The organism is Streptomyces sp. NPDC093097 (genome assembly GCF_044754325.1).
Lineage (GTDB): Bacteria > Actinomycetota > Actinomycetes > Streptomycetales > Streptomycetaceae > Streptomyces.
On the sequence record NZ_JBIVOW010000009.1, the window covers coordinates 255,154 to 279,862 of the forward strand.

23 protein-coding genes and 1 riboswitch are annotated in these 24,709 nt (G+C 73.1%); of the genes, 8 read left to right on the forward strand and 15 right to left on the reverse strand.

All coding sequences use genetic code 11. From position 1 onward, the window contains the following. Nucleotide 1: 1 nt before the first annotated feature. From ACIQE0_RS18290 to ACIQE0_RS18330, 9 genes are all read right to left on the reverse strand, one after another. Nucleotides 2-1,432 carry a M1 family metallopeptidase gene (locus ACIQE0_RS18290; RefSeq protein WP_402333161.1) on the reverse strand — a complete coding sequence of 477 codons (1,431 nt, stop codon included), beginning with the start codon at nucleotides 1,430-1,432 and terminating at the stop codon, nucleotides 2-4. Between the two features lie 99 nt (nucleotides 1,433-1,531). Beyond that, complete coding sequence (locus ACIQE0_RS18295; protein WP_402333164.1) at nucleotides 1,532-2,635, reverse strand: ABC transporter ATP-binding protein; 1,104 nt, start codon at nucleotides 2,633-2,635, stop codon at nucleotides 1,532-1,534. Next, complete coding sequence (locus ACIQE0_RS18300) at nucleotides 2,632-3,804, reverse strand: ABC transporter ATP-binding protein (RefSeq protein WP_402333167.1); 1,173 nt, start codon at nucleotides 3,802-3,804, stop codon at nucleotides 2,632-2,634. Before ACIQE0_RS18300 ends, ACIQE0_RS18295 begins: the two co-directional genes overlap by 4 nt. Further along, the gene (locus tag ACIQE0_RS18305) at nucleotides 3,801-4,811 is read right to left on the reverse strand and encodes an ABC transporter permease (protein WP_366330720.1); all 1,011 of its coding nucleotides are present in this window, start codon (nucleotides 4,809-4,811) and stop codon (nucleotides 3,801-3,803) included. Before ACIQE0_RS18305 ends, ACIQE0_RS18300 begins: the two co-directional genes overlap by 4 nt. Before the next feature lie 78 nt (nucleotides 4,812-4,889). Further along, nucleotides 4,890-6,638 (reverse strand): ABC transporter substrate-binding protein, encoded by a 1,749-nt coding sequence (locus ACIQE0_RS18310; protein WP_366330721.1) that lies wholly within the window; start codon nucleotides 6,636-6,638, stop codon nucleotides 4,890-4,892. A 99-nt stretch (nucleotides 6,639-6,737) separates the two neighbouring features. Continuing rightward, nucleotides 6,738-7,736 (reverse strand): ABC transporter permease, encoded by a 999-nt coding sequence (locus ACIQE0_RS18315; protein ID WP_366330722.1) that lies wholly within the window; start codon nucleotides 7,734-7,736, stop codon nucleotides 6,738-6,740. 432 nt (nucleotides 7,737-8,168) lie between these two features. Further along, nucleotides 8,169-8,960: an enhanced serine sensitivity protein SseB C-terminal domain-containing protein gene (locus tag ACIQE0_RS18320; protein WP_402333172.1), complete on the reverse strand. Its 792-nt coding sequence runs from the start codon at nucleotides 8,958-8,960 to the stop codon at nucleotides 8,169-8,171. Nucleotides 8,961-9,012: 52 nt separating this feature from the next. Next, nucleotides 9,013-9,852, reverse strand: coding sequence for an enhanced serine sensitivity protein SseB (locus ACIQE0_RS18325; RefSeq protein ID WP_366330724.1), 840 nt, complete (start codon nucleotides 9,850-9,852; stop codon nucleotides 9,013-9,015). Between the two features lie 136 nt (nucleotides 9,853-9,988). After that, complete coding sequence (locus ACIQE0_RS18330) at nucleotides 9,989-10,684, reverse strand: AAA family ATPase (RefSeq protein ID WP_402333176.1); 696 nt, start codon at nucleotides 10,682-10,684, stop codon at nucleotides 9,989-9,991. A 296-nt stretch (nucleotides 10,685-10,980) separates the two neighbouring features. Beyond that, nucleotides 10,981-11,077, forward strand: a riboswitch (glycine riboswitch). A gap of 152 nt (nucleotides 11,078-11,229) precedes the next feature. On the opposite strand from ACIQE0_RS18330, the gene gcvT reads away from it, so the two are divergent. From gcvT to ACIQE0_RS18350, 4 genes are all read left to right on the forward strand, one after another. Continuing rightward, on the forward strand, nucleotides 11,230-12,348 hold the full coding sequence (gcvT, locus tag ACIQE0_RS18335; protein WP_402333179.1) for a glycine cleavage system aminomethyltransferase GcvT: 1,119 nt from the start codon (nucleotides 11,230-11,232) through the stop codon (nucleotides 12,346-12,348). Nucleotides 12,349-12,470: 122 nt separating this feature from the next. Next, on the forward strand, nucleotides 12,471-12,848 hold the full coding sequence (gene gcvH / locus ACIQE0_RS18340) for a glycine cleavage system protein GcvH (RefSeq protein WP_366330727.1): 378 nt from the start codon (nucleotides 12,471-12,473) through the stop codon (nucleotides 12,846-12,848). Nucleotides 12,849-12,918: 70 nt separating this feature from the next. Next, nucleotides 12,919-14,178, forward strand: coding sequence for a serine hydroxymethyltransferase (gene glyA / locus ACIQE0_RS18345; RefSeq protein WP_366330728.1), 1,260 nt, complete (start codon nucleotides 12,919-12,921; stop codon nucleotides 14,176-14,178). Nucleotides 14,179-14,486: 308 nt separating this feature from the next. Next, nucleotides 14,487-15,869, forward strand: a complete 1,383-nt coding sequence (locus ACIQE0_RS18350) for an L-serine ammonia-lyase (protein ID WP_402333184.1) — start codon at nucleotides 14,487-14,489, stop codon at nucleotides 15,867-15,869. Between the two features lie 79 nt (nucleotides 15,870-15,948). Here the strand turns inward: ACIQE0_RS18350 and ACIQE0_RS18355 are convergent, their stop codons facing one another. From ACIQE0_RS18355 to ACIQE0_RS18370, 4 genes are all read right to left on the reverse strand, one after another. Then, the gene (locus ACIQE0_RS18355; RefSeq protein WP_366330730.1) at nucleotides 15,949-16,230 is read right to left on the reverse strand and encodes a hypothetical protein; all 282 of its coding nucleotides are present in this window, start codon (nucleotides 16,228-16,230) and stop codon (nucleotides 15,949-15,951) included. A gap of 141 nt (nucleotides 16,231-16,371) precedes the next feature. Continuing rightward, on the reverse strand, nucleotides 16,372-17,100 hold the full coding sequence (locus ACIQE0_RS18360) for a phosphatase PAP2 family protein (protein WP_402333187.1): 729 nt from the start codon (nucleotides 17,098-17,100) through the stop codon (nucleotides 16,372-16,374). Then, the gene (locus ACIQE0_RS18365; RefSeq protein WP_366330732.1) at nucleotides 17,097-17,753 is read right to left on the reverse strand and encodes a phosphatase PAP2 family protein; all 657 of its coding nucleotides are present in this window, start codon (nucleotides 17,751-17,753) and stop codon (nucleotides 17,097-17,099) included. Before ACIQE0_RS18365 ends, ACIQE0_RS18360 begins: the two co-directional genes overlap by 4 nt. A gap of 106 nt (nucleotides 17,754-17,859) precedes the next feature. After that, nucleotides 17,860-18,585: a DedA family protein gene (locus ACIQE0_RS18370; RefSeq protein WP_402333190.1), complete on the reverse strand. Its 726-nt coding sequence runs from the start codon at nucleotides 18,583-18,585 to the stop codon at nucleotides 17,860-17,862. A 116-nt stretch (nucleotides 18,586-18,701) separates the two neighbouring features. On the opposite strand from ACIQE0_RS18370, the gene ACIQE0_RS18375 reads away from it, so the two are divergent. Both ACIQE0_RS18375 and ACIQE0_RS18380 read left to right on the forward strand, forming a co-directional pair. Further along, a complete protein-coding gene (locus ACIQE0_RS18375; RefSeq protein WP_402333193.1) occupies nucleotides 18,702-19,121 on the forward strand; it encodes a BlaI/MecI/CopY family transcriptional regulator in 420 nt (139 codons plus the stop codon). Next, complete coding sequence (locus ACIQE0_RS18380) at nucleotides 19,118-20,080, forward strand: M56 family metallopeptidase (RefSeq protein WP_402333196.1); 963 nt, start codon at nucleotides 19,118-19,120, stop codon at nucleotides 20,078-20,080. Before ACIQE0_RS18375 ends, ACIQE0_RS18380 begins: the two co-directional genes overlap by 4 nt. A 100-nt stretch (nucleotides 20,081-20,180) precedes the next feature. Here the strand turns inward: ACIQE0_RS18380 and ACIQE0_RS18385 are convergent, their stop codons facing one another. Further along, nucleotides 20,181-21,686: an ATP-binding protein gene (locus ACIQE0_RS18385; protein WP_402333199.1), complete on the reverse strand. Its 1,506-nt coding sequence runs from the start codon at nucleotides 21,684-21,686 to the stop codon at nucleotides 20,181-20,183. A gap of 1 nt (nucleotide 21,687) precedes the next feature. Next, nucleotides 21,688-22,434: a response regulator transcription factor gene (locus ACIQE0_RS18390; protein ID WP_402333202.1), complete on the reverse strand. Its 747-nt coding sequence runs from the start codon at nucleotides 22,432-22,434 to the stop codon at nucleotides 21,688-21,690. Between the two features lie 241 nt (nucleotides 22,435-22,675). On the opposite strand from ACIQE0_RS18390, the gene ACIQE0_RS18395 reads away from it, so the two are divergent. Both ACIQE0_RS18395 and ACIQE0_RS18400 read left to right on the forward strand, forming a co-directional pair. Then, nucleotides 22,676-23,902: a glycosyltransferase gene (locus tag ACIQE0_RS18395; RefSeq protein ID WP_402333205.1), complete on the forward strand. Its 1,227-nt coding sequence runs from the start codon at nucleotides 22,676-22,678 to the stop codon at nucleotides 23,900-23,902. Between the two features lie 216 nt (nucleotides 23,903-24,118). Next, on the forward strand, nucleotides 24,119-24,673 hold the full coding sequence (locus ACIQE0_RS18400) for a glycoside hydrolase family 25 protein (protein WP_366330738.1): 555 nt from the start codon (nucleotides 24,119-24,121) through the stop codon (nucleotides 24,671-24,673). Nucleotides 24,674-24,709 lie beyond the last annotated feature (36 nt).

Below are 24,709 nucleotides of genomic sequence, written 5' to 3' on the forward strand. Positions count from 1 at the left end.
GTCACTCCCCCGGCAGCGCGGGGCGGCTCTGGGTGTCCAACCAGGTGTGGAAGAGGTCGCCGAGGCGCTGCCCGGAGACCTTCTCGGCCAGCGCGATGAAGTCGGCGGTGTCCGCGTTGCCGTAGCGGTGCCGCGCGGTCCAGGCCGGCAGCAGCCGGAAGAAGGCCCGGTCGCCGATGCGTTCGCGGAGCGCCTGGAGGGTCATCGCCCCGCGCTGGTAGACCGCATCGGAGAACATGGTGTCCCGCTGCGGGTCGGAGACCTTGATCTTCCAGAACGGGTCGCCGGCCGGCAGGGACTGATAGGCCTTGCGGAAGGCGTCGTGGGCGGTGGCGGTGCCGCGGTGCTCGGCCCACAGCCACTGGGCGTAGGTGGCGAAGCCCTCGTTGAGCCAGATGTCCTTCCACTGCTTGACCGAGACCGAGTCGCCGAACCACTGGTGCGCCAGCTCGTGGACGATGGTGGACTCGCTGCGGACGGCGGAGTAGGCCGGTTTGGACTGCACCTCCAGGGAGAAGCCGGCCTGCGGCATGTCGTCCACGATCGCGCCGGTCTCCTCGAACGGGTACGGCCCGAAGACCTTCGACCAGTAGTCGGTGGCCTCCGCGGTGACGCCGTAGACGTCGACCTTGCCGGTCGGGAGGGTGGGGTCGGTGGCGACGTAGATCGGGGTGCCGCCGGGGGTGGTGCCGGTGCGCACGTCGAACTTCCCGATGGTGGCGGTCGCCAGGTACGGCGCCATCGGGCGGGTCTCGCGCCAGTGGGACCACGCACGGCCGCCGCGCTCCCCGGAGCCGACCAGCCGCCCGTTGGAGACCCCGGTCAGGCCCTTGGGGGCGTCGATGCGGATGTCGTAGGTGGCCTTCTCGTCCGGGTGGTCGCTGGAGGGGAACCACGTCGAGGCGGCGTTGGGCTCGCAGGCGACGAACACCCCGTCCTTGGTCTTCATCCAGCCGTACTGGGAGCCGAAGACGATCGGGCCGCTGAGCGGTTGGGGGACGCCGTGGTAGACGACGGTGACCGCGAAGCGCTCCCCGCGCGGGAGCGGGCGGGCGGGCCGGATCACGAGTTCGTCGCCGGTTCTGGAGAAGCCCGCGGTGCGGCCGTTGACCTTGACCTGGTCGACGGTCAGCTTCTGGAGATCCATGTCGAACGTGGACAGGCTCTGGGTGGCCCGGGCGGTCAGCGTGGTCCGGCCGTCGAGCCGGCCGGAGTCGGGCTGGTAGCTCACGCCGAGGTCGTAGTGGAGCGGGGTGTAGCCCCCGTTGCCCAGGTCGGGGAAGTACGGGTCACCGATACCGGGGGCGCCGGGGGTGGGGCCGGCGGCGGAGGCCGAGGCCCCGGGGGCGGAGGCCAGCGAGGCGGCCGCGGCCACGGCGGTGGCCAGGGCGAGCCAGCGGGAGGTGCGACGCGCAGAACGGGAGAGTGCCATGAGCCGTCCCTTCGAATACGCGGAAGAAAGAAGAACAACCGCGCTGACTCTGCACTCTCCCGTCCACCTCCACCAGCGACTTTGCCAAGTCGTCAGGCGTTACTGCCCGGTTGATCCCTTACCGTCCGAACTTTCGGTCGCCGCAGGGGCGTTGGCGCCGGAATCGCCGTCCGGCTCCTCGGGGTGGTGGCAGGCCACCTGGTGCCCGGTCGCGAGGCGGACCAGCGGCGGCTCGGTGGTGGTGCACTCCTGCGTCGCCTTCCAGCAGCGGGTGCGGAACCGGCAGCCGGACGGCGGGTTGATCGGCGAGGGGACGTCGCCCTTGAGCAGGATGCGGTCGCGCTGGGTGCGCCGCTTGGGGTCGGGCACCGGCACCGCCGAGAGCAGCGCCTTGGTGTACGGGTGCCGCGGTGCGGAGTACAGCGCGTCCCGCTCGGCCAGTTCGACGATCTTGCCGAGGTACATCACCGCGATCCGGTCCGAGACGTGCCGGATGACCGAGAGGTCGTGGGCGATGATGACGTAGGTCAGCCCCAGCTCCTCCTGGAGGTCGTCCATGAGGTTGACGACCTGGGCCTGGATGGAGACGTCGAGGGCGGAGACCGGCTCGTCGGCCACCACCAGCTTGGGCTTGAGGGCCAACGCCCGGGCAATCCCGATGCGTTGGCGCTGACCGCCGGAGAACTCGTGCGGATAGCGGTTGTAGTGCTCCGGGCTCAGGCCCACCAGCTCCAGCAGCCGCTGCACCTCCTTCTTCACCCCGCCCTCGGGCGTGACGCCCTGGAGCCGGAAGGGGGTGGAGACGATCCCGCCGATGGTGTGCCGCGGGTTCAGCGAACCGTACGGGTCCTGGAAGATCATCTGGACGTCGCGGCGCAGCGGACGCAGCCGGCCCGGGGACAGATGGGTGATGTCCTGGCCCTCGAACTCGACGGTGCCGCCGGTCGGTTCGTCGAGCCGGGTGATCAGCCGGCCCATGGTCGACTTGCCGCAGCCGGACTCGCCGACCACGCCGAGGGTCTCCCCGGGGAAGACGTCGAAGTCGATCCCGTCGACCGCCTGCACGGCGCCGACCCTGCGCTTGAGGAGCCCCTTGGTGATCGGGAAGTGCCGGACCAGGCCGCGGACCTTCAGAAGCGGTGCGCCCGGCGCGGTGTTCCCGGCCGACTCGGTGGTCTTGGTGGTCTCGGTCGTCTCGGTCACAGCTTCGGCGCAATCTCTTCGGTCCAGATGCGGTCCCGCTCCTCCTGCGGCAGATGGCAGGCGGAGAAGTGCCGGCCCTCGACCCGTTGCAGTTCGGGGCGCACCGTGCGGGTGACGTTGTCCTTGGGGACGTCCGCGTACGGGCAACGGGGGTTGAAGGCACAGCCGGACGGCACGTTGATCAGGCTGGGCGGCGAGCCCTTGACCGGGATCAGCCGGTCGGTCTGGTCGCGGTCGATCCGCGGCATCGAGCCGAGCAGGCCCCAGGTGTAGGGGTGCTGCGGGGTGGCGAACACCCGGTCCGAGGGCCCCCGTTCCACGCACCGGCCGCCGTACATCACCAGCAGGTCGTCGGCGAGTTCGGCGACCACACCGAGGTCGTGGGTGATGATGATGACCGCCGAGCCGAACTCCTTCTGGAGGTCGCGGATCAGGTCGAGGATCTGCGCCTGGACGGTGACGTCCAGGGCGGTGGTCGGCTCGTCCGCGATCAGCAGCTCGGGGTTGTTGACCAGCGCCATCGCGATCATGGCGCGCTGGCGCATACCGCCGGAGAACTGGTGCGGATGGTCGTCCACCCGCTTGTCGGGCTGCGGGATGCCGACCCGGTCGAGCATCTCGACGGCCCGCTTCCGCGCGGTCTTCCTGTCGACGTCGTGGTGGACGCGGTACGCCTCCACGATCTGCTTGCCGACGGTGTAGAAGGGGTGCAGCGCGGACAGCGGGTCCTGGAAGATCATCGCCATCTCGCGGCCGCGCAGCCGGCGCACCTCGTCGGGGTCGGCGCCGACCAGCTCCTTGCCGTCCAGCCAGATCTCGCCGGACATCCGCACCTTGCTGCGCTGCTGCCGGGAGGCCCGGTGCAGACCCATGATGGCCAGCGAGGTGACCGACTTGCCGGAGCCGGACTCGCCGACGATGCCGAGCGTCCGGCCCTTCTCCAGGCTGAAGTTGAGCCCGTCGACGGACTTCACCAGACCGTCGTCGGTCGGGAAGTGCACCTTCAGGTCACGCACTTCGAGGAAGGCGGACGGGGCCTTCGTCCCGGCGGGCTCGGCCTGGGCGGCCCGGGCGGGCTCGGCCTTCGCCGGCTCGGCGGGCTCGGCCCCGGCGGCCTTGGCGTCCGCCGGCCCCGCCGCCGTGGTCTTGTCCTCGGAAGAGTCGGTCACGAGAGCCTCACCCGCGGGTCGACGGCGGCGTACAGAACGTCCACCACCAGGTTGCACAGGACGATGAAGAACGCGGCGAGCAGGGTGACGCCGAGAATGTTCGGCAGGTCGTTGGCGTTGATGGAGTCGACCGCGAAGGCGCCGACTCCCTTGAGCGAGAAGACCTGTTCGGTGATGAGCGCACCGCCGAGCAGCAGGCCCAGGTCCATGCCGAAGACGGTGATGATCGGGGTCAGCGCGGCCCGCAGACCGTGCCGGATCACCACCCGGCGCTCCCGCAGGCCCTTGGCGCGGGCGGTGCGGATGTAGTCCTCGCTCAGCGTCTCCAGCATGCCCGCCCGGGTGAGCCGGGCGTAGAGCGCCGAGTAGAGGAAGGCCAGGGTGACCCAGGGCAGGAACATGGTCCGCGCCCAGCCGACCGGATCGGTCAACAGCGGGATGTAGTCGCTGCGTTCGAAGAGCGGCCACTGGTAGGTGAACAGGGCCAGGGCCAGCGCGCCGGTGAAGAACATCGGGAGCGAGACGCCGGCCAGCGCCACGCCCATCGCCATCCGGTCGAAGAGCGAACCGGGGCGCAGCGCGGAGAGCACACCGGTGGCGACGCCGGAGAGGACCCACAGCACGGCGGCGCCGGCGGCCAGCGACAGCGTCACCGGGAGCCGGGACTGGATCTCCGGCCAGACCTCGATATGGGTCTTGAACGAGTAACCGAAGCACGGCACATGGCAGGTGGCCGCCTCCGGGCCGAACTTGTAGTCGATGCCGACGAAGATGCCCTTGAGGAACTCCCAGTACTGCTCGTACACGGGCTTGTCCAGACCGAGGTTCTTCTTCACCGCGGCGATGTCCGCGGGCGTGGGGGCCTTTCCGATGTACTGCTGGGCAAGCTGGTCGGCAGTCTGCCCGGCCAGCTTCGGCAGCAGGAAGAAGATACCGAAAGTGACCGCGCTGACGATCAGCAGCAGGATCACTGCACTGATCAACCTGCGGATGATGTACGAGAACACGGGGATGCGGCGCCGGTGCCGCGGGCCGGGAGCGACCGGCCCGCGGACACCAATGCCTTCACCTGCCTTCCGGGGCTGCTACTTCTTGACGCCGATGTTGAGGTAGTCGTACTCACCGCTGAAGGCCGAGGTGGACACCATGTTGGTGGCCTTCGGCGAGCGGTACATCAGGACCTTGAAGTAGGTCAGCGGGACGAGCGCCGCCTGCTCCATCGCCTTCCGGTCGGCCTCCGCGTACGCCTTCTCGCGGGCGGCCTGGTCGGTGGTGGCGATGGCCCCCTCCAGCAGCTTGTTGATGTCCGGGTCGTCCAGCTCGGACAGGTTGGTGTTGCCGGACTGGCTGATCGCCTTGCCGTTGAGGATCTGCTGGAGGTAGCCGTAGCCGGTCGGGAAGTCGGCGCCCCACTGCATCATCATCAGACCGACGTGGTTGGTCTTGTTGAACCCCGGCACACCGGCGTAGTCCGAGAAGTACTTGCCGGTCGGGTACTGCTGGAGCTTGGCGTTGATGCCGATCTTCTTCAGCGAGCCGATGATCGAGGTGGCCGCGTCGACCTCGTCCTGGCGGTCGTTGCGGGCCAGGATGGTGGTGTTGACGTTGCCGGCGCCGCACTTCTGCCAGTGCTGCTTGGCCTCGGTCAGGTCCAGGTTGTCGCCCTTGTACTTCTGCGGGTACAGGTCGTACTTCTGGTAGCCGGCGATGTCCGTCGGCAGGACCGTGGAGGCGATGTCACCGCGGATCGGGCCGCCGAGCGCGGTCTGCACGGCCTTCTTGTCGATGGCGTACTCGACGGCCTTGCGGCACTCCAGCTTGTCGAACGGCGCCACCTTGGTGTTGATCGCCGTGTAGACCAGGCGCTGACCGAGCGCGTTGTCGGTGTTGGACTTCTGCGAGGGGTCGGTCAGCAGCTGCGCCTGGGTCTGGCCGTCGACACCGCGGCCGGCCATGTCGACCATGGTGTTGCCGGACTGGAGGTCCTTGTCGATGGTCGACTGGGCGACCTTCAGATTGAGGACGATCTTGTCCGGGAGCTGCTTGCGCAGCGGGTCGTTGGCGGCCGACCAGTGCGGGTTGCGGACCAGGGTGAGCCGCTTGCCCTCCTGGTAGCTCTCGAACTTGTACGAGCCGGTGGAGACCACGGACTTGGTGTAGTCCGCGCCCTTGTCCTTGGCCTGCGGGACCGGGGCGGTCTGCGGGGCGCTGACCAGGTAGTCGAACTCGGCGAACGGCTTCTTCAGGTGGAAGACGATCGTCTGCGGGTCGGGCGTCTCGATGGACTTGAGCCCTTCCTTGCTCTTGTCCTTGTACGGGCCCTTATAGCCGCCGTCGTTGTCCTGGAGGATCTGCTGGAAGTAGTTCGGGCCCAGGGAGAGGGTGTCGCGGGCGAAGTTGCTGCGCTCCACCGCGTACTTGACGTCCTGGGAGGTGACCGGGGTGCCGTCCTCGTAGGTGACGCCCTTGCGCAGCTTGTACGTCCAGGTCTTGCCGTCGTCGCTGGACTTGCCCATCGACTCGGCGAGGTCCGGGACCAGCTGGTTGCCCTTGGTGCCGGGACCCGGCTTGAAGGTGGTCAGCGGGCGGGCGTACAGCCGGCTGAAGTTGTAGACGAAGGCGTAGTACGTGTTGCCCGGGTCGAAGGACTCGGGGGCGTCGCTCATCGCGTAGGTGACGGTGCCCCCCTTCGCGTCCGAGGCGTTGACGATGCCCTTGGTGGCGGCGTTGGCCCCGGCCGAACTGTCGGAGGAACCCTTTCCGCTGCAGCCGGACAGCAACAGGCCCGCGCTGGTGACGGCCGCGATGGTCGCGACCGGAAGTGACCTTCGCATGATGCTGGGTGTCCCCTTCGTTTTCGTTCGTCGAGAAACGTCAGATCGATACGTCAGAGCGAAAAGGCTTGAGAGGGTGAGGCGCGGAACCGGTGCCGGTCAGCGGCTGCGCGGGTCCAGCGCGTCCCTCAGACCGTCACCGAGCAGGTTGAACGCGAGCACGGTGACGAAGATGGCGAGGCCGGGGACGAGCATGTACTGGGGGTCGACCTCGTAGTACTTGACCGCCTGGGTGAGCGTGCCGCCCCACGACGACTGCGGCGGCTGGATGCCCACGCCCAGGAAGCTCAGCGCCGCCTCGAAGAGGATGTTGGAGGGGATCAGCAGCGTCGAGTAGACGATGACCGGTCCCACGAGGTTGGGCAGCAGCTCCCGGAAGAGGATGAACGGCCCTCGGGCTCCCAGGCCGCGGGCGGCGGACACGAACTCCCGCTCCCGCAGCGACAGGGTCTGGGCCCGCACGATCCGGCCCATGTAGGGCCAGTTGAAGAAGCCGATCACGAAGATCAGCACCGAGATGTGCAGCGGCAGGCCGTCCAGACCGAACGCGCCGCCCTGGAGAGACGCGGAGATCGCGATGGCGAACAGCAGCAGCGGGAAGGCCAGGAAGACGTCCATCAGCCGGCTGATGAAGGCGTCCACCCGGCCGCGGTAGAAGCCGGCGACCACGCCGAGGACGGTGCCGATGGCCACCGACAGCAGCGTCGCGCCGAACGCCACCAGCAGCGACACCCAGGACCCCTCCAGGATCCGGGAGAACAGGTCACGGCCGAACTTGGGGTCCACGCCGAGCAGATGGCTGCCGCTCATCCCGCCGAAGTCGCCCTTGGGGAGCGTGGTGTTGGGGTCGATCAGGTCCTGGTGGGGCTGGTTGGGGTCCAGTCCGAGCAGGTGCTGGAGCGGCCGGGAGAGCGCCGCGGTCAGGATGAGCAGGATGACAACGATGGCACCGGCCATCGCGACCTTGTCCCGGCGGAAACGCAGCCAGGCGATCTGGCCGAGCGAGCGCCCCTCGATCCGCTTGCTCTCCACGCCTTCCAGCACCGCTTCCGGCTGCGCCTGCGCAGCTGCCCCGGTGGTCTCGATCGGTGCGGTCACGGTGCTTCAGAACCCCTCCCGGCCGACGGCGGCGGGCGCCTGCCCGCCGCGGTAGCGGCCTGGTCTGTAACCTCACTGGTGTTCCCTTGCCGCCATCTCCTCCGGGTCTAGCGGGAGTTGGCACTGCGGACGTTCACAAAGACGCGCAGGACTCCGGCCGGGGACGGCGTTCGTACAAAGGACCGAGGTCCTTGCTGCGGGAGTCTTCATCCGACGCGCGATCACTCACCAGCCCTGGTGGGGAAAGGATGCGCAACTGTGATGTGGCCCGCAGCTTTCCGTTATGCGGACAACAGTTCGGACTGAGCGGTGCGCCGACGGGTCGGCGAGGGCCTCGATCGCCGGATCACTAGGGGGAATTCGGCCGAAGAGCGGCCGTGCGCGGGCGCCCGGCAAAGGGCGCCCGGCAAAGGGCGCCCGCCGGCGTCGGCGTCAGTAGGGGCGCGGGTAGCCGTAGCCGTAGCCCGGCCCGGGGGCGGGCGGCTGCGCGTAGCCGTCGCGGTCGAAGAACGGGCGGGCGCAGGCCCGCATCCACATGCCGACCGGGTCGTACTCGTCGTTCATGGCGACCGTGGACACCGGCAGCCCGTCCGGCACGGCGCCCATCGACTGCTGGATCATCAGCCGCGCGGCGTCCACCGACGGCTGCCCGGTGTCGTACAGATCCAGGCCGATCGCCAAGTACGGGGCGCCGAGGGCGGGTTGCACCCAGGCCCGGCGCAACGACCGGACGGGGGGCGTGCGGTGGGCGTTCTGCGCGAGCAGGGCGTAGAACTGCGGGATGTCGACGGCCGGTTCGCAGATCCGCAGCGGTCCGGCGGGCAGCCGGTCCAGGCCCCCGGCGATCCGGCGCAGGTCGAGCCAGGGGATGCCGACCCCGCCGCCGGGGGCGTGCGGGTTCAGCCACAGGCCCCAGCGGTCGGGGAAGAGGGAGGCGGCGATCTCGGGGCCGCTGACGAGCTCGTGGTCGCGGGTCCAGCCGGAGGCGGCGAGCTCGGCGGCGGAGGTCACACAGGGCGCGTAGCCGAGCCCTTCGACCTCCATGTTCCCGTACTGCGCGTCGGGTTGCCCGGCCCGGCCGTGCCACAGCAGCATCCAGACCTGCCCGTGCGCGAGGGCGCGCAGCAGCGCCTCGTAGGCGTCGTAGCGCCCGGGCGAGACCGCTCGCAGCATCTGCTCGACCTGGTCGGCCGCCGCCGCTCCCTGATGCGCACCCGCGCTCACGTGGTCCGTCCCTTCTCCCGGCCGGGCGCCCGCCCGCCCGTCGTCCACCAGCTTACGAGTGGTCCGAGGTGTAGAAAGGCCGCACGCGCTCCAGCATCCAGTCGGCGACCGGGTCGCCCTGGGCGACGTCGAGCAGCACGAGCTGGACCGGCCAGGGCACCGGCACCTGCCCCAGGGCCCGCCCCAGGGCCGTCAGCGCCTCGTCGCGGGCGGAGCCGTCCTGGAACCGCTCGGGCGCGACGTCCAGTTGCACCCCGACGAAGAGCGCCGGCGTGTCGCCCTCGACGCTGGCCAGCGCGCGCCGGGCGGTGCGCACGAACCCGGCGCCGGAGAAGGCCAGTCCGGCGGCGGCGAGGAAGTCCACCGGCTCGTCCTGCCAGTCCGGTTCGAAGAGCCGCACCCGGGCGCCGGCGGTCGGCGGGCCGTCCAGTTCCGTGCGCCCGGTCCGGCACAGTTCGGCCACCGCGGGCGGCGGCAGCGGGACGCCGACGGTGCCACCGGGGTTGACCACCAGGCCCAGCAGCGGCGGCAGCCCGCGGGCGAACTCCCCCGCGGGCGCGACGGTGTACGACAGGTGCGTGCCGACGACCCGCCGGAACTCCTGCTCGGAGCTGAAGACCGGGACGTACGCGGCGCCGTCGATCTCGGTGGTCGGCACGTCCAGGCCGGACGCCCCCGGGCCCGCGCTGTCCGGTCCGCCGCCCTCGGGCAGCGGCACCCATACCTGGCTGCGGCCCAGCACCTCGACGATCCGGCCGCCGGCCTCGGGGTGGCCGACCGAGGCGCCCAGCACCTCTTCCAGTTCGTTGGCCGGCCAGGCGACCGGCGGTATCCCCGCGTCCGTTGCCGGCACCGGCCCGCCGTGCCGCGGGTCATTGTCCGGATAGTTCATCTCACCCACCCATTACTGGCCGGGCTGCCCGGCCGACTCCTCCCGGAGGCGGGTGTGCGGACCCGCCCGGTGGATCAGACCCTAACGGGCGACGGGCCGCGGCTCGAAGCCGGCGACGTGCGCGGGGACGGTCCGCTCAGTCGAAGGTGAGCCGCTCCAGCGCCGCGGCGGAGCGCCGGTCCAGCAGCACCGCGGAGCCGACGCCTCTCGGGAGCCGGGCCGTCTCGGCCCGCTTCACCAGGCGGCGCACCGCCCGGCGGTGGCGGGCGAAGGCGTACCGCGACACCCCGCGGCCGCGCGCCCGTTGGCCCCCCAGGGCCGCCGCGGGCGGTACGTCGAGGAGGACCAGGTGCAGCGCCCGGCCGCCGCGCCGGGCGGTCCGGGCGAGCCAGCGGCGCACCCACGCCCATGTCCCGCAGTCGTGCACCACCACGCTCGCGCCGGAGCGCAGCGCGCGGCGCAGCGTGCGGTAGTGCGCGACGCGGACCAGCGGGCGGCAGAGGGCGTAGGGGAGCCGGCGCAGCGGGCCGCCCTCCCAAGTCTCCCGGGCGTCCTGGGAGTCGACGCGGTGCACCGGTGCGCCGCGGCCGTCGCGCACGGGCACCGCCCGCCGCATCAGGGTGCTCTTGCCGCTGCCCGGCAGTCCGGAGACCACGACGAGATCGCCGGGCGGGAAGCGGAGCACGGTGTGCGGGGGCCGGCCGGGGCCGCGCAGATCGGTGCGGCGGGGGCGGTCGGCACGGCGCCCGCGGTGTCGTTCCGGGGGCTCGTCCCGGACCGGTTCCGGGGGCGCGGCCCCCGCCGTTCTCGTGTACGCCAGCTCGCCGTGCACCGTGCCCGCCCCTCCCCGAGGACCCGCGCCGGGCGCGTGCCCCGGCGCTCCCGCAGAGCGTGCAGAGTGTCAAGAAAAGGTAATGCGCGGCAAGGGCCGGCGGGTGCGCCCCCGAGGTGACGGCCCGCCGGGCGGCCCGGCGACGGGCCCCGCCGCGGGCGGTGCGGCAGGCCCGACCGGGAACAAAAGCGGCAGCTGGGACTCCTGCAAACGGCGTTCCCGTGTAATGATGTGGCCGCCACGGGCGCACCGGAAGGTCGCCCCGTGCGCAGTCAGCCAATTCCATACCGGCCGCTTGAATCCGCGCGGGAGAGTCCCCGGCCGTCTTGGCGGGGCGCCGAAGGAGCAAGTCCTCCCTTGAATCTCTCAGGCCCCATATACCGCGCGGGCGAGGCAGATCTGAAAAGCGAGCCACTGCCTGGCTGAACGGGGCGGCTCCACCCAAGGTGCAAACCGGGCCCGCCCGCGGGATCCCGGTGAACCTCTCAGGTTCCGATGACAGATGGGGAGACCGTCTTGTCACCCATGCCTGGGAGCCCGGAACGATGACTGAAGCCCCCCGCCGCACGGCGCTCGATGCCACGCACCGCGCGCTCGGCGCGACCATGACCGACTTCGCCGGCTGGGACATGCCGCTGCGCTACCGCAGCGAGCGCGAGGAGCACCTCGCGGTCCGCACCCGCGCCGGCCTGTTCGACCTCTCCCACATGGGCGAGCTCACCGTCACCGGCCCGCAGGCCGGCGCCCTGCTCGACCACGCGCTGGTCGGCAACCTCAGCGCGCTGAAGGTCGGCCGCGCCCGCTACACCATGATCTGCGCCCCCGACGGCGGCATCCTCGACGACCTGATCGTCTACCGCCTCGGCGCGACCGAGTTCATGGTCGTCGCCAACGCCTCCAACGCCCAGGTGGTGCTGGACGCGCTGATCGAGCGCCAGGCGGGCTTCGACGCCGCGGTCCGCGACGACCGGGACGCCTACGCGCTGATCGCGGTGCAGGGCCCGGAGTCCCCCGGCATCCTCAAGAAGCTGACCGACGCCGACCTGGACGGGCTGAAGTACTACGCGGGCCTGCCCGGCACGGTCGCCGGCGTCGAGGCGCTGATCGCCCGCACCGGCTACACCGGCGAGGACGGCTTCGAGCTGTTCGTCCGGCCGGCGGACGCGGTCGCGCTGTGGGAGGCGCTGACCGCGGCGGGCGAGGACGTCGGCCTGGCCCCCTGCGGTCTGTCCTGCCGCGACACCCTGCGCCTGGAGGCGGGGATGCCGCTGTACGGACACGAGCTGACCACCGCGCTCACCCCGTTCGACGCGGGCCTGGGCCGGGTCGTGAAGTTCGAGAAGGAGGGCGACTTCGTCGGGCGCGCGGCGCTGGCCGCGGCCGCCGAGCGCGCCGAGCAGTCCCCGCCGCGCACGCTGGTGGGCCTGGTGGCCGCGGGCCGCCGGGTGCCGCGCGCCGGCTACCCGGTCGTGGCGGCCGACGGCACGGTGATCGGCGAGGTCACCTCGGGCGCGCCCTCCCCCACCCTCGGCAAGCCGATCGCCATGGCCTACGTCGACGCCGCGTACGCCGCGCCGGGCACGGCGGGCGTCCGGGTGGACATCCGCGGCGCCCACGAGCCCTACGAGGTCACCGCGCTGCCCTTCTACAAGCGCCAGAAGTAGCAGGCGGGAGCGGCGAGTCCGCGGCGCCCACCGCGGACCTGCGCCCGTGCGCCCGGCGCCACGCGTCTCACTGGGCAAGACCCCCGTCACCATCACACCCCCGCGTACAGGAGAATCGAGCCATGGACAACCCCCAGCAGCTGCGCTACAGCAAGGAGCACGAGTGGCTGTCGGACGCCGAGGGCGGCGTCTCGACGGTCGGCATCACCGAGCACGCGGCCAACGCCCTCGGCGATGTGGTCTTCGTGCAGCTCCCCGAGGTCGGGGCCACCGTCACCGCGGGCGAGTCCTGCGGTGAGCTGGAGTCGACCAAGTCGGTCAGCGACCTCTACTCGCCCGTGGACGGCGAGGTCACCGAGGTGAACGAGGACGTCGCCGCCGACCCCTCGCTGGTGAACTCCGCCCCGTTCGAGGGCGGTTGGCTGTTCAAGGTGAAGCTCGCCGGTGAGCCGGAGGACCTGCTCACGGCCGACGAGTACACCGCCTTCGCCGCCGGCTGACCCGGCCCGGCACCCGCCACGGGCGGGGCCGCGGCGCCCTGCCCGCTCGCCCTTAACTCCAGGAAGTCTCATGTCGCTTCTGAACAGCTCCCTCCATGAGCTCGACCCCGACGTCGCCGCCGCCGTCGACGCCGAGCTGCACCGCCAGCAGTCCACCCTCGAAATGATCGCGTCGGAGAACTTCGCCCCGGTCGCCGTCATGGAGGCCCAGGGCTCGGTCCTCACCAACAAGTACGCCGAGGGCTACCCGGGCCGCCGCTACTACGGCGGCTGCGAGCACGTCGACGTGGTCGAGCAGATCGCCATCGACCGGATCAAGGCGCTCTTCGGCGCCGAGGCCGCCAACGTCCAGCCGCACTCCGGCGCGCAGGCCAACGCCGCCGCGATGTTCGCGCTGATCAAGCCGGGCGACACCATCCTGGGTCTGAACCTCGCGCACGGCGGGCACCTGACCCACGGCATGAAGATCAACTTCTCCGGCAAGCTCTACAACGTGGTGCCCTACCACGTCGACGAGAAGACCAACCTGGTCGACATGGAGGAGGTCGAGCGCCTCGCCAAGGAGCACCGGCCCAAGCTGATCGTCGCCGGCTGGTCCGCCTACCCGCGCCAGCTCGACTTCGCCGCCTTCCGCCGGATCGCGGACGAGGTCGGCGCGTACCTGATGGTCGACATGGCGCACTTCGCCGGTCTGGTGGCCGCGGGTCTGCACCCCTCCCCGGTGCCGCACGCCCACGTGGTGACCACCACCACGCACAAGACGCTGGGCGGCCCCCGCGGCGGTGTGATCCTGTCCACCGCCGAGCTGGCCAAGAAGATCAACTCCGCGGTCTTCCCCGGCCAGCAGGGCGGTCCGCTGGAGCACGTGATCGCCGCCAAGGCGGTGTCCTTCAAGGTCGCCGCGTCGGAGGAGTTCAAGGAGCGCCAGCAGCGCACGCTTGAGGGCGCCAGGATCCTGGCCGAGCGCCTGGTCCAGGACGACGTCAAGGAGCACGGCGTCTCGGTGCTCTCCGGCGGCACCGACGTCCACCTCGTCCTGGTCGACCTGCGCGATTCGCAGCTCGACGGCCAGCAGGCCGAGGACCGCCTCCACGAGGTCGGCATCACCGTCAACCGCAACGCGATCCCGAACGACCCGCGGCCCCCGATGGTCACCTCCGGCCTGCGGATCGGCACCCCGGCCCTGGCCACCCGAGGCTTCACGGCCGAGGACTTCCGCGAGGTCGCCGACATCATCGCCGAGGCGCTCAAGCCCTCCTACGACCGCGAGGCCCTCAAGGCCCGGGTCACGGCCCTGGCCGAGAAGTACCCGCTGTACCCGTCGCTGTGACGGGCCGGTCACCGGGGCGCCACGGCCCCCGGTGACCCGGTGGCGGGCCGCCCCAGGCCCGCCACCCCACCCGCGCTCCGGGCCGGGCCCCGGCCCGGAGCCGCGCTTCCCCTTCCCGGACCGCCCGCGCCCGGCGCCCTCCCCGCGCCCGCCGCCCGTCCGGCTTCACCTCCCCTTCCGCCGCCCGCCGCTTCCCGGCCGGCGGCAATCCCCCGCGAGCGGGTTACGCTCGACATTCGGGCCGGAATACCCCGTCCTGCCCGTATCTGCACAACATCCACCCCGAGCAGACAAGGGAGTCAGCCCCCGTGGCCATCTCCGTCTTCGACCTCTTCTCCATCGGCATCGGCCCCTCCAGTTCCCACACCGTCGGCCCCATGCGGGCCGCCCGGATGTTCGCCCGCCGGCTCAAGAAGGACGGTCTGCTCGCCCAGACGGTCTCGGTGCGCGCCGAGCTCTTCGGCTCGCTCGGGGCCACCGGCCACGGCCACGGCACCCCCAAGGCCGTCCTGCTCGGGCTGGAGGGCCACTCCCCGCGCACCGTCGACGTCGAGCGCGCCGACGACGAGGTCGCGCGCATCCGCACCACCGGCCGGCTGCGGCTCCTCGGCGCCGAGATAGGCAGCGCGCACGAGATCGACTTCGACGAGTCCACCGAGCTGATCCTGCACCGCCGCCGGTCGCTGCCGTACCACGCCAACGGCATGACCCTCTTCGCCTACGACGCGGCGGGCGCCCCCCTGCTGGAGAAGACCTACTACTCGGTGGGCGGCGGCTTCGTCGTCGACGAGGACGCGGTCGGCGAGGACCGGATCAGGCTCGACGACACCGTCCTGACCCACCCCTTCCGCACCGGCGACGAACTGCTGCGGCTCTCCCGCGAGACCGGCCTGTCCATCTCCGCCCTGATGCTGGAGAACGAGAAGGCCTGGCGCACCGAGGAGGAGATCCGCACCGGCCTGCTGGAGATCTGGCGGGTCATGGAGGCCTGCGTCACCCGCGGCATGTCCCGCGAGGGCATCCTCCCCGGCGGTCTGAAGGTCCGCCGCCGGGCCGCCAACGCCGCCCGCGCGCTGCGCTCCGAGGGCGACGCGGCGGCCCGCGCCATGGAGTGGGTCACCCTCTACGCGATGGCCGTCAACGAGGAGAACGCCGCCGGCGGCCGGGTGGTGACCGCCCCGACCAACGGCGCGGCCGGCATCATCCCCGCGGTGCTGCACTACTACGTCAACTTCGTCCCGGGCGCCGACGAGGACGGGGTGGTCCGCTTCCTGCTCGCCGCCGGCGCCATCGGCATGCTCTTCAAGGAGAACGCCTCGATCTCCGGCGCCGAGGTCGGCTGCCAGGGCGAGGTCGGCTCGGCCTGCTCCATGGCGGCCGGCGGTCTGGCCGAGGTCCTCGGCGGCAGCCCCGAGCAGGTGGAGAACGCCGCCGAGATCGGCATGGAGCACAACCTCGGCCTGACCTGCGACCCGGTCGGCGGCCTGGTCCAGATCCCGTGCATCGAGCGCAACGGCATGGCCGCGGTGAAGGCCGTCACCGCGGCCCGGATGTCGCTGCGCGGCGACGGCCGCCACCACGTCTCCCTCGACAAGGTCATCAAGACCATGAAGGAGACCGGCGCCGACATGAGCGTCAAGTACAAGGAGACCGCCCGCGGCGGCCTCGCGGTGAACATCATCGAGTGCTGACCCCCCTTCCGTTCCGCGCCCCGGGCGCCGGCGAGGCCCACCCTCGCCGGCGCCCGGGGCGTATGCGCGGGGCGCTCCGCTACCGGCCGATCTCCCAGGCGAACGGCGGGAGTTCACGGGCCCGGACGTAGATGTCCAGGGCCTGCGCGGCGGGGGCGAAGGGGTGGACGCGGGCGCCGTCGAGGCCGGGGAGCAGGCGCGCGCAGTGGTGGACGCAGCCGGCCAGCTCCCGGCCGTCGCGGTCTATGAGGGTGGCGGCGGGCGGGCCGTCGCACGGTGTGGGGTCGGCGGCCGCGGCGGCGGGGCAGCGGTGCCCGGCGGCGTCCGGGGCGGCGGTCAGGGTACGGGTGCGGTGGTGCATGGCGGTCCCCCTCGGCTTGCGCTGGTGCGGATGCGGCACCGGCGGCGGCCGGGCGCGGTCGGCCGGTGCCCAGCACAGTGGTGCTCGGCACGGCAAGGGTCCATGCGGCCTTGGGGAAGACCTGGGCCGATCGTCAGCGATTCATGGCCAAGCGGTGGGCAGAGCTTCCGCCGTCCCCGGCGCGCGGGGCACGAGAAGGGGGTCCAGGAGCAGCGCGAGGGCGAGCAGCGCGCCGGCCAGCAGCCAGCCGGCCAGGACGTCGCCGGCCCAGTGGACGCCCAGGTAGACACGGGTGAGGCCGACGCCGACCGCCCACAGGGCGAGCAGCGCGCACCAGGGGCGGCCGGCGCCGGGGCGGGTGCGGTGCAGCACGCCCCAGGCCAGGAGGCCGGCGGCCAGTGCGGAGGTGGTGGCGTGGCCGGAGGGGAAGGAGAAGCCGGTGGCCCCGGCGGCCCAGTCGGCGTGCGGCGGCCGGGGTCGGGCGAGCAGCTCCATCAGGCCGTAGCGGACGGCCTGGCCGGCGGCGAGGACGAGCACCGCGCCGAGGGCCGCGCGGAGCCGGCCGCGGGCGTCGCGGCCGGCCGACAGACCGGCGAGGAGTGCCATCAGATAGGGGACGACGCCGGTTCCGGTGGCGGTCAGCGCGCCGGCCAGGGAGCGCAGCGGCTCCCCGCGGTGGGCGAGGGCCGCATGCAGAGCGCCCCGCTCGGGAGCGAGCGGGGCGCCGTGCCGTAGGGCCGTGGTGACGGCCAGGGCCGTGAAGAGGGCGGCGCAGACGGCCGCGAGGGCGAGCAGTCGGCTCGGGGGTGCGCCGAGACGTGGGCCGCGGATCGCGGCGGCCGGCTCCGGCGACGCCCCCGAGGACGTCACCGGGCGGCGACCAGCGGGCGCAGCGGGGTCTCCCGGACGCGTTCGACGAGCGGGGCGGCGCGCCGGGCGAGCGGCATGAGGGCCGCGGCCACCACGGAGCCGACGATCAGGCCGACCAGGACGTCGTGCGGGTAGTGGGCGCCGACCCAGACCCGCGAGGCGCCGATCAGGAGCGCTGCCGGGATGGCGAGGGCGCCGAGCCGGCGGTCCAGGAGGAGCAGGGCGACGGCTGAGGCGGCGGCGATGGTCGAGTGGTTGCTGGGGAAGGACCAGTCGCCGAGCGGCGGGCACGCGTCGACGGTGATCACGTGCAGGGTCTGGCAGGGGCGCTGCTCGTGGAAGAAGCTCTTGACGATGTCGTTGGCGACGTAGGCCAGGATCACGATGACCGGGACGGCCAGCGCCATCGCCATCGTCACCGGTCCGGAGTGCCGGCCCTCCCCGGGGCCCAGCCGGCGGCGGGTGCTGCCGCCCAGCCGCTGCCGGGCGTTCCACCAGCCGACCAGCATCAGCAGCGCGAAGACCCCCAGCCCGAAGTCGGTCCAGTACGAGACCAGGACGTTGAGGAAGTGCGGCATGTCCTGGGCGAAGCCGGTCACGGAGGTGTACAGGCCGCCGTCGATCGAGGCGCCGCCGAAGGCGAGGTCGGTCACTGGGCTTTACTCCTTGGCGGGTCGATGCATGGTGCGTGGGCTGGCTGCCGGACGGCCTCGGTGGTGCACCGGCCGCCGGCGTGCTCCAGCAAGTGTGACGGGTCGATCAGGGTGCCGGTGGCGCGGTGGCGCGATCCGGCGCATCGGCGGGCTCCGCCTCCGGCCCGCCGGCCCTGCGGCGCTTGCGGGCCCGGAGCACCTCCAGGGCAATGGGCGCCAGCGAGACCAGCACGACCAGAGCGACGACCGGAAGCAGATAGCGGTCCACGTTGGGCACCGATGCGCCCAGGAGATATCCCGCGAACGTGAGCCCGAGCGTCCAGATCAAGCCACCGAGGGCCTGCCAGAGGGTGAAGGTGCGGATGGGCACGTTCAGGGCGCCGGCGAGCGGGTTGAGCACGGTGCGGACGACGGGCACGAAGCGGGCCAGGACGATCGCCTTGGCGTGGCCGTAGCGGGCCAGGTACTCCTCGGCACGGGCGGCGCCCTCGGCGAGCTTGCGGGAGCGGCCGCGGGTGAGCAGGGCGCGGCCGCCGCGGCGACCGATCCAGTAGCCGGTCTGCGATCCGAGGAGCGTGCCGACGACCGCGGCGGCCAGCACCTGCGGCAGGGAGAGGTGGACGGCGCCGCCGACGCCGGGCGCGCACAGCAGCCCGGCGGTGAACAGCAGCGAGTCGCCGGGGAGGAGGAAGCCGACCAGCAGACCGGTCTCGGCGAAGAGGACGACGGCGACGCCGAGCGCGCCGAAGGCGGCGAGCAGTGAGCCGGCGTCGAGGATGTTGACCGCCTGGGTGACGGTGCCGGCGTGCAGTGCCGCGGCCGCTACGGCCATGTCGGTGGCCCCTCCCATAATGGGTTGCGGGCCTGCCGAGCGGCGGACCCCGCCGTCTGCGGTTGCCGCAGACGGTCTACAGCACTGTAGACGACGGAAGGGTGGAGGACGGTTCCGTGGCAGAGGCGACACCCGCGCCGCGCCGTCCGGCCGGCGAGCTGGAGGCCAGCGTACTGGCGGCCCTGTGGGCGGCCGACGGTCCGCTGACCTCCGCCGAGGTCCAGGGCGAGCTGGGCGGCAGACTCGCCCGGACGACCGTCACCACCATCCTCAGCCGGCTGCACGGCAAGGGGGCGGTCTCCCGCACCCGGGCCGGCCGCGGCTTCGCCTACTCCCCGATACACGACTCCGCCGGCCTGACCGCCCGGCGGATGCGCAGCGAGCTGGACAAGCAGGACGACCGCACCACCGCGCTCGCCCGCTTCGTCTCCGAGCTGACCACCGAGGACGAGCGGCTGCTCCGCTCCCTGCTGGACGAGGCGGGCCCCGAGGGCGGCGCCGGCGGGCACCTCCCCGGCTCCGGGGCCACCTCGTGATCATCGCCGTCTGGGTCCCGCTGCTGATGCCGCTGCTGGCGGTGCCCACCGCCCGCCGGCTCGCCGAGTCGCTGCCGCCGCGCGCCGCGGCCTGGCTGCTGACCGGCTGCGCCGCGGTGCTGGCCGGCTGCACGGCCGCGGCGCTGGGACTGCTCACGGTCGCCGGGGCGCTGCGGCTGCCGCCGGTCGCCGCCTTCGGCCATCTCCAGCGGGCGCTCCCCGGTGCCGACACGATGGTGGCGGTCCCGGCCGCCCCGGTCGCCGGCGCGCTGCTGGTCTGGGCCGCCCTCGCGCTCGCCCGCCGCGCCCTGCGGCACCGCGCCGAGCTGCGCGCCGCCCGGCGCACCGCCGACGCCCACGCCCTCGCCGGCGACCTGTGCGTGCTGCCGGACGCGGCGCCCGACGCCTACGCCCTGCCCGGCCGGCCGGGCCGGGTGGTGGTCACCGCCGGGATGCTGCGGGCGCTGCCGCCGGCCGAGCGGGAAGCCCTGTTCGCCCACGAGCGCGCCCATCTCGCCGGCCGCCACCACCTCTTCCTGCTGACCGTCGCGCTGTCCGCGGTCTGCCATCCGCTGCTGCGCGGGCTGCGCTCCCCGCTGGCGTACGCGCTGGAGCGCTGGGCGGACGAGACCGCCGCCGGTCAGGTGGGCGACCGCCAGGTCACCGCGCGGGCGATCGGCCGGGCCGCGCTGGCCGCCCGGGAGCGCACCGCGGGCCCGGCCCGCCCGAGCGCCGTGCTCGCCGCGACGGCCGGCCCGGTCCCCCGCCGGGTCGCCGCCCTGCTCGCCCCCCACGCCCCGGCGGACCGCCCGCGCCGCCGCCCCGTCCCGCGCGGCCGCCGCCTGGGAGCCGCCGCCCTGCTGGCCTGCGTCGCGTTCTCCGCGGCGGCCGCGGTGGACGCGGCGGCCGATCTGCACCAGACCGTGGAGACGGCCCAGGGGGAGCACTCGGGACGTTAGGGCGCGTCGTCAAGCCCCGCCCGGCACACGGGAGTTCGGTGCCGGTGCCCGACCAGGGCGCCTCCGGCGGATCGGGGGCGCAAGGGGCCCGCGGCCGGCGTCACCTCAGCCGGCCGGCGGCCCTGGTCATCCCGTCGGCCGCCGGGTCCGGGCCGTCCTCGCCGACCGTGAAGCCCAGCCGGGCGCCGCCTCCGGGGCGGGTGGCGGCGAAGGCCCGGCCGCCGTGGGTCACCGCGACCTCCCGCACGATGGCCAGCCCGAGCCCCGAGCCGGGCAGGCCGCGGGCGGCCGGGGCGCGGTAGAACCGGTCGAAGACGTAGGGGAGGTCGCTGTCGGCGATGCCGGGGCCGCGGTCGAGGACCTCGACGCGGGCCCCGCGGACCACCACCTCGATCGGCGCGGTGCCGTCGGCGTCGAACTTGGCGGCGTTCTCCAGGAGGTTGCCGACCGCCCGGTGCAGGGCGGCCGACCGGCCCTCGACGACCGCCGGGCGGTCGGTGTGCACGGTGATCTCGCGGCCGGTGCGGCGCCGGGTCGCGGCGGCCGCGCGCTCGGCGACCTCGGCCAACCGGACGTCGGAGGCCGGGTCGTCGCCGTGCTGCCCGGCCGCCAGCGCCACCAGTTCGTTGACGAGGTCGGTCAACTCCCGGGCCTCGCCGGCCAGATCGGCCAGCAGTTCCTCGCGGGCGTCCGGCGGCAGCTCGTCGAAGCGCTTGAGCAGCGAGATGTTGGTGCGCAGCGAGGTCAGTGGGGTGCGCAGCTCGTGCCCGGCGTCCTGGACGAGCCGCTGCTGGTCGCGGACGGCGGTGGTCAGCCGGCCGAGCATGTCGTCGAAGGCCCGGCCGAGCCGGGCGACCTCGTCCCGGCCGGCCACCGGCACCTCGACGTCGACCCGGCCGTGCGCGGCGACGCTCTCGGCGGCCGCGGTCAGATGGACCAGCCGCCCGGTGATCCGGCAGGCCAGCCACCAGCCGACGGCCCCGGCCAGCGCGATCACCCCGGCGGCCAGCAGCACGGTGCGCTGCTGGAGCGTGGCGAGCAGCACCTCCGTGCCGCTGAGCTTCTGGGCGACCTGGACGGCGCCGCGCCCGCCGCCGAGCGCCACGGTGGCGACGTGGTACTCCTCCTCGCCCAGGACGGCCACCCGCTCCTCGTAGCGGCCGGCCTCCGGCCGTGCCGCCAGGCCCCGTTCGCCCGCGCCCACCGGGAGCACCGGGTGCCCGGCGTCGACGATCCGCCCGTCGGCGGCCAGGACCTGGACGTCGGTGCGGGTGGCGCCGGTCAGTTCGTCGCGCGGTCCGCCGTGGGCGCGGCCGGGGCCCGCCGCGTAGTCGGCGGCGGTGTGCGGCTCCTCCCGCACCTGGGTCCGCAGGTCCTTCACGACCTGGGAGAAGACCGACTTCTCGTCCATCCGCACCAGCCGGGCGGCCGCGTCGTAGCTGAGGAAGCCGACCAGGACGGTCACCCCGGCGGCGACGGCGCCGAAGGCCAGCGCGAAGGAGGTGCGCAGACTGGCCGGTTCGCGCGACCGCAGCCAGGCCGGCAGCCGCCGGCGGGGCCGGCGGGCCCCCGGCGGCCGGGCGGACGGACCGCGGCGCCCGGGCACCTCAGTCCTCCCTGAGGACGTAGCCGACGCCGCGCACCGTGTGGATCAGCGGCCGGCTGCCCGGCACATCGACCTTCCGCCGCAGATAGCCGACGTAGACCGCGAGGTTCTTCGAGCCGGGTCCGAAGTCGTAGCCCCATATCCGGTCGTAGATCGTCGAGTGGTCCAGGACGATGCCGGCGTTGCGGGCCAGCAGCTCCAGCAGCTCGAACTCGGTGCGGGTCAGCTCCAGTTCGCGCGTCCCGCGCCAGGCGCGCCGCGAGGGGCCGTCGATCCGCAGGTCGGCCGCCTCGACGACGCCGCTCTCCGCGGCCCGGGCGTCATGGCCGGCACCGGGCTCGCCGGCCCCGGTGCCGTCGGCGCCCGCCGGGGACGGCGGCTCCGCGGTGCGCCGCAGCAGCGCCCGGATCCGGGCGAAGACCTCCTCGACCTCGAACGGCTTGACCACGTAGTCGTCGGCGCCGGCGTCCAGCCCGGCGATCCGGTCGGCGGTCTCGACCCGGGCGGTCAGCATCAGGACCGGGGTGCGGTCCTGTTCGGCGCGCAGCACCTGGCAGACCTGGAGCCCGTCGATCCCCGGCATCATCACGTCCAGCAGGATCACGTCCGGCCGCTCGCGGTGCGCGGCGGCCAGTGCCTGGATGCCGTCGGCGACGGCGGTGACGCGGTACCCCTCCAGGGTCAGCGCGCGTTCCAGCGCGGTGCGGATGGGGCGGTCGTCCTCGGCGAGCAGCACGGAGTGGGTCACCCGGCAAGTCTGCCAAGGCACCCCGTCCCCCTCACAGGGCGGCCGGTCCGGCGGGCGCTTTCTTACCGGGCTCTCACCCGGGGCACGCCCTCGGCTTACCCGTGCCCGCAACGGTTGCCGGTGCCGGCCGGGCCGCCCGCGGGGACCGGACACGAGGACCGGCCCGGTCGGCGTACGGACGGCCCGGCACCCCGGGAGCACTCACCCGGGCTCCCTGGGCGCGACTCCCGGAAGACACCGCATGAAGATCACGTTCCTGCTGCACAACGCGTACGCCGTCGGCACCCCGCTGCGCGCCACCCTCGCGCTGGCCGCCGCGCTCGCCGACCGGCACGACGTCGAGCTGGTCTCGATGCTGCGGCACCGCGAGGTCCCGCGGTGCGCGGTGGACCCGCGGGTGCGGCTGGTGCCGCTGGTGGACACCCGGATGGGCAGCGCCGACATGGCGCACCCGCTGTTCGGCGAGCCGGCGGTGGACCTCCCGCGCGCCGATCGGCGGCACCACCAGTACAGCCGGCTGGTCGATCTGCGGGCCGCGGAGTTCCTGCGCGGCACCGACGCCGACGTCCTCATCGGGACCCGGCCGGGCGTCAACGCCGCGCTGGCCCGCTTCGGCCCCCGCCGGGCCCTGCGGATCGCCCAGGTGCCGCTGCGGTACGACGCGCACGGCGCCCCGCTGCGGGCCGAACTCGCCGGTCCCTACCGGGCGTTGGACGCCCTGGTCACCACCACCGAGGCTCAGGCGGCGATCTGGCGGTCGCGGCTGCCGCTGCCCGGGGTGCGGGTGCTGGCGATGCCGGCGGTGGTCCCGTCGCCGGACGCCCCGCCGCCCACCGCGAACGCGGAAGGGGCCGGTCCGGTCCTCGCGGCGGCCGGCCGGCTGGTCCCGGCCGAGCGCTTCGACCTGCTCGTCGAGGCGTTCTCCTCAGTCTGCGCCAGGCACCCCGACTGGCGGCTGCGGATCCACGGCGAGGGCCCCGAACGCGCCCGGCTGCGGAGCCTGATCGACGGGCTGGGGCTGGCCGGGCGGGCCGAGCTGGCCGGGCCGCGCTCGCCCGACGGGGCGGAGTTCGCGGGCGCGGCGCTGGCCGCCTCGGCCGCCGACGCCGGGGCGTCCGGGCCGGCGCTGGTCGAGGCGATGCGGCGCGGTGTGCCGGTCGTCGGCACCGGCCGCCCGCCCGGCCCGACGGAGCTGATCCAGGGCGGCGGGGGCGGGGTGCTGGTGCCGTGCGACGACGGGCGGGCGCTGTCCGGGGCGCTGCTGGAGCTGGCCGGGGACCCGGAGCGCCGCCGGGCGCTCGGCGCGGCGGCGCTGGAGAGCGCCCGGCGGCACGGCCCCGGGCCGGTCGCCGAGCGCTACGACCGCCTGATCGCGGAGCTGCGGGCCACCCGCCGGAGCCGGTCCGTGCACCGCGTGCTCGGCCGGGCCCGTTCCCGGGCACTCCCCCGCAGGAACGAACGAACGTGAAACGACCGGGCGAACACGACCGGACCGCCCACCCACCCCTTCCCCCTCATTCACATCATCCGCGCCTCGCGCCCCCAACTCCCCTTCTCTGATGGGAACTTCGGCGCGGCAATCTGGCGTCCCCGGATGTGAACATGCTGAACTGCTGACGGGGCGGCTGCCGCTTCGCGCAGATGACGCTTCGCATTCCGCAGGTCCGACGGCAGGAGGCCGCTCATGCTGCACGGTGTCGATGTCAGCTCCTACAACACCGGATATTCCGCCAAGGGGCTGGACTTCGTCTTCATCAAGGCGACCGAAGGCCGCTCCTACGTCAATCCGCACCAGTCGGCACAGGCGGCGCGGGCCCGGGAGGCGGGTGCCGTGGTCGGCTTCTACCACTTCCTGTGGCCGGGCGACATCGCCGCCCAGGCCCGCTATTTCGTGGAGAAGTGCGCATCGGTCCAGGGCGATCTGCTGGCCGCCGACTGGGAGACCACCGGCTCCGGCAGCTACGCCAGCAACGCGCAGAAGGACCAGTTCCTCGTGGAGGTCAAGAAGCTGCGCCCCACCCACCGGGTGCTGCTCTACTGCAACCGCGAGTTCTGGCTGCACCGCGACACCACCTCCTACGCCGCGGACGGGCTGTGGATCGCCGACTACGTCGCGGCCGGGCACCCGCGGATCAAGGCGAACTGGCGTATCCACCAGTACACCGACTCCCCGCTGGACAAGGACGTCGCGGCGTTCGGCAGCAAGGCCGAGCTCAAGAAGTGGGCGCACCCCGCATAAACTTCCTGGGCAGTACCCCGATACGCCTGGCCGACA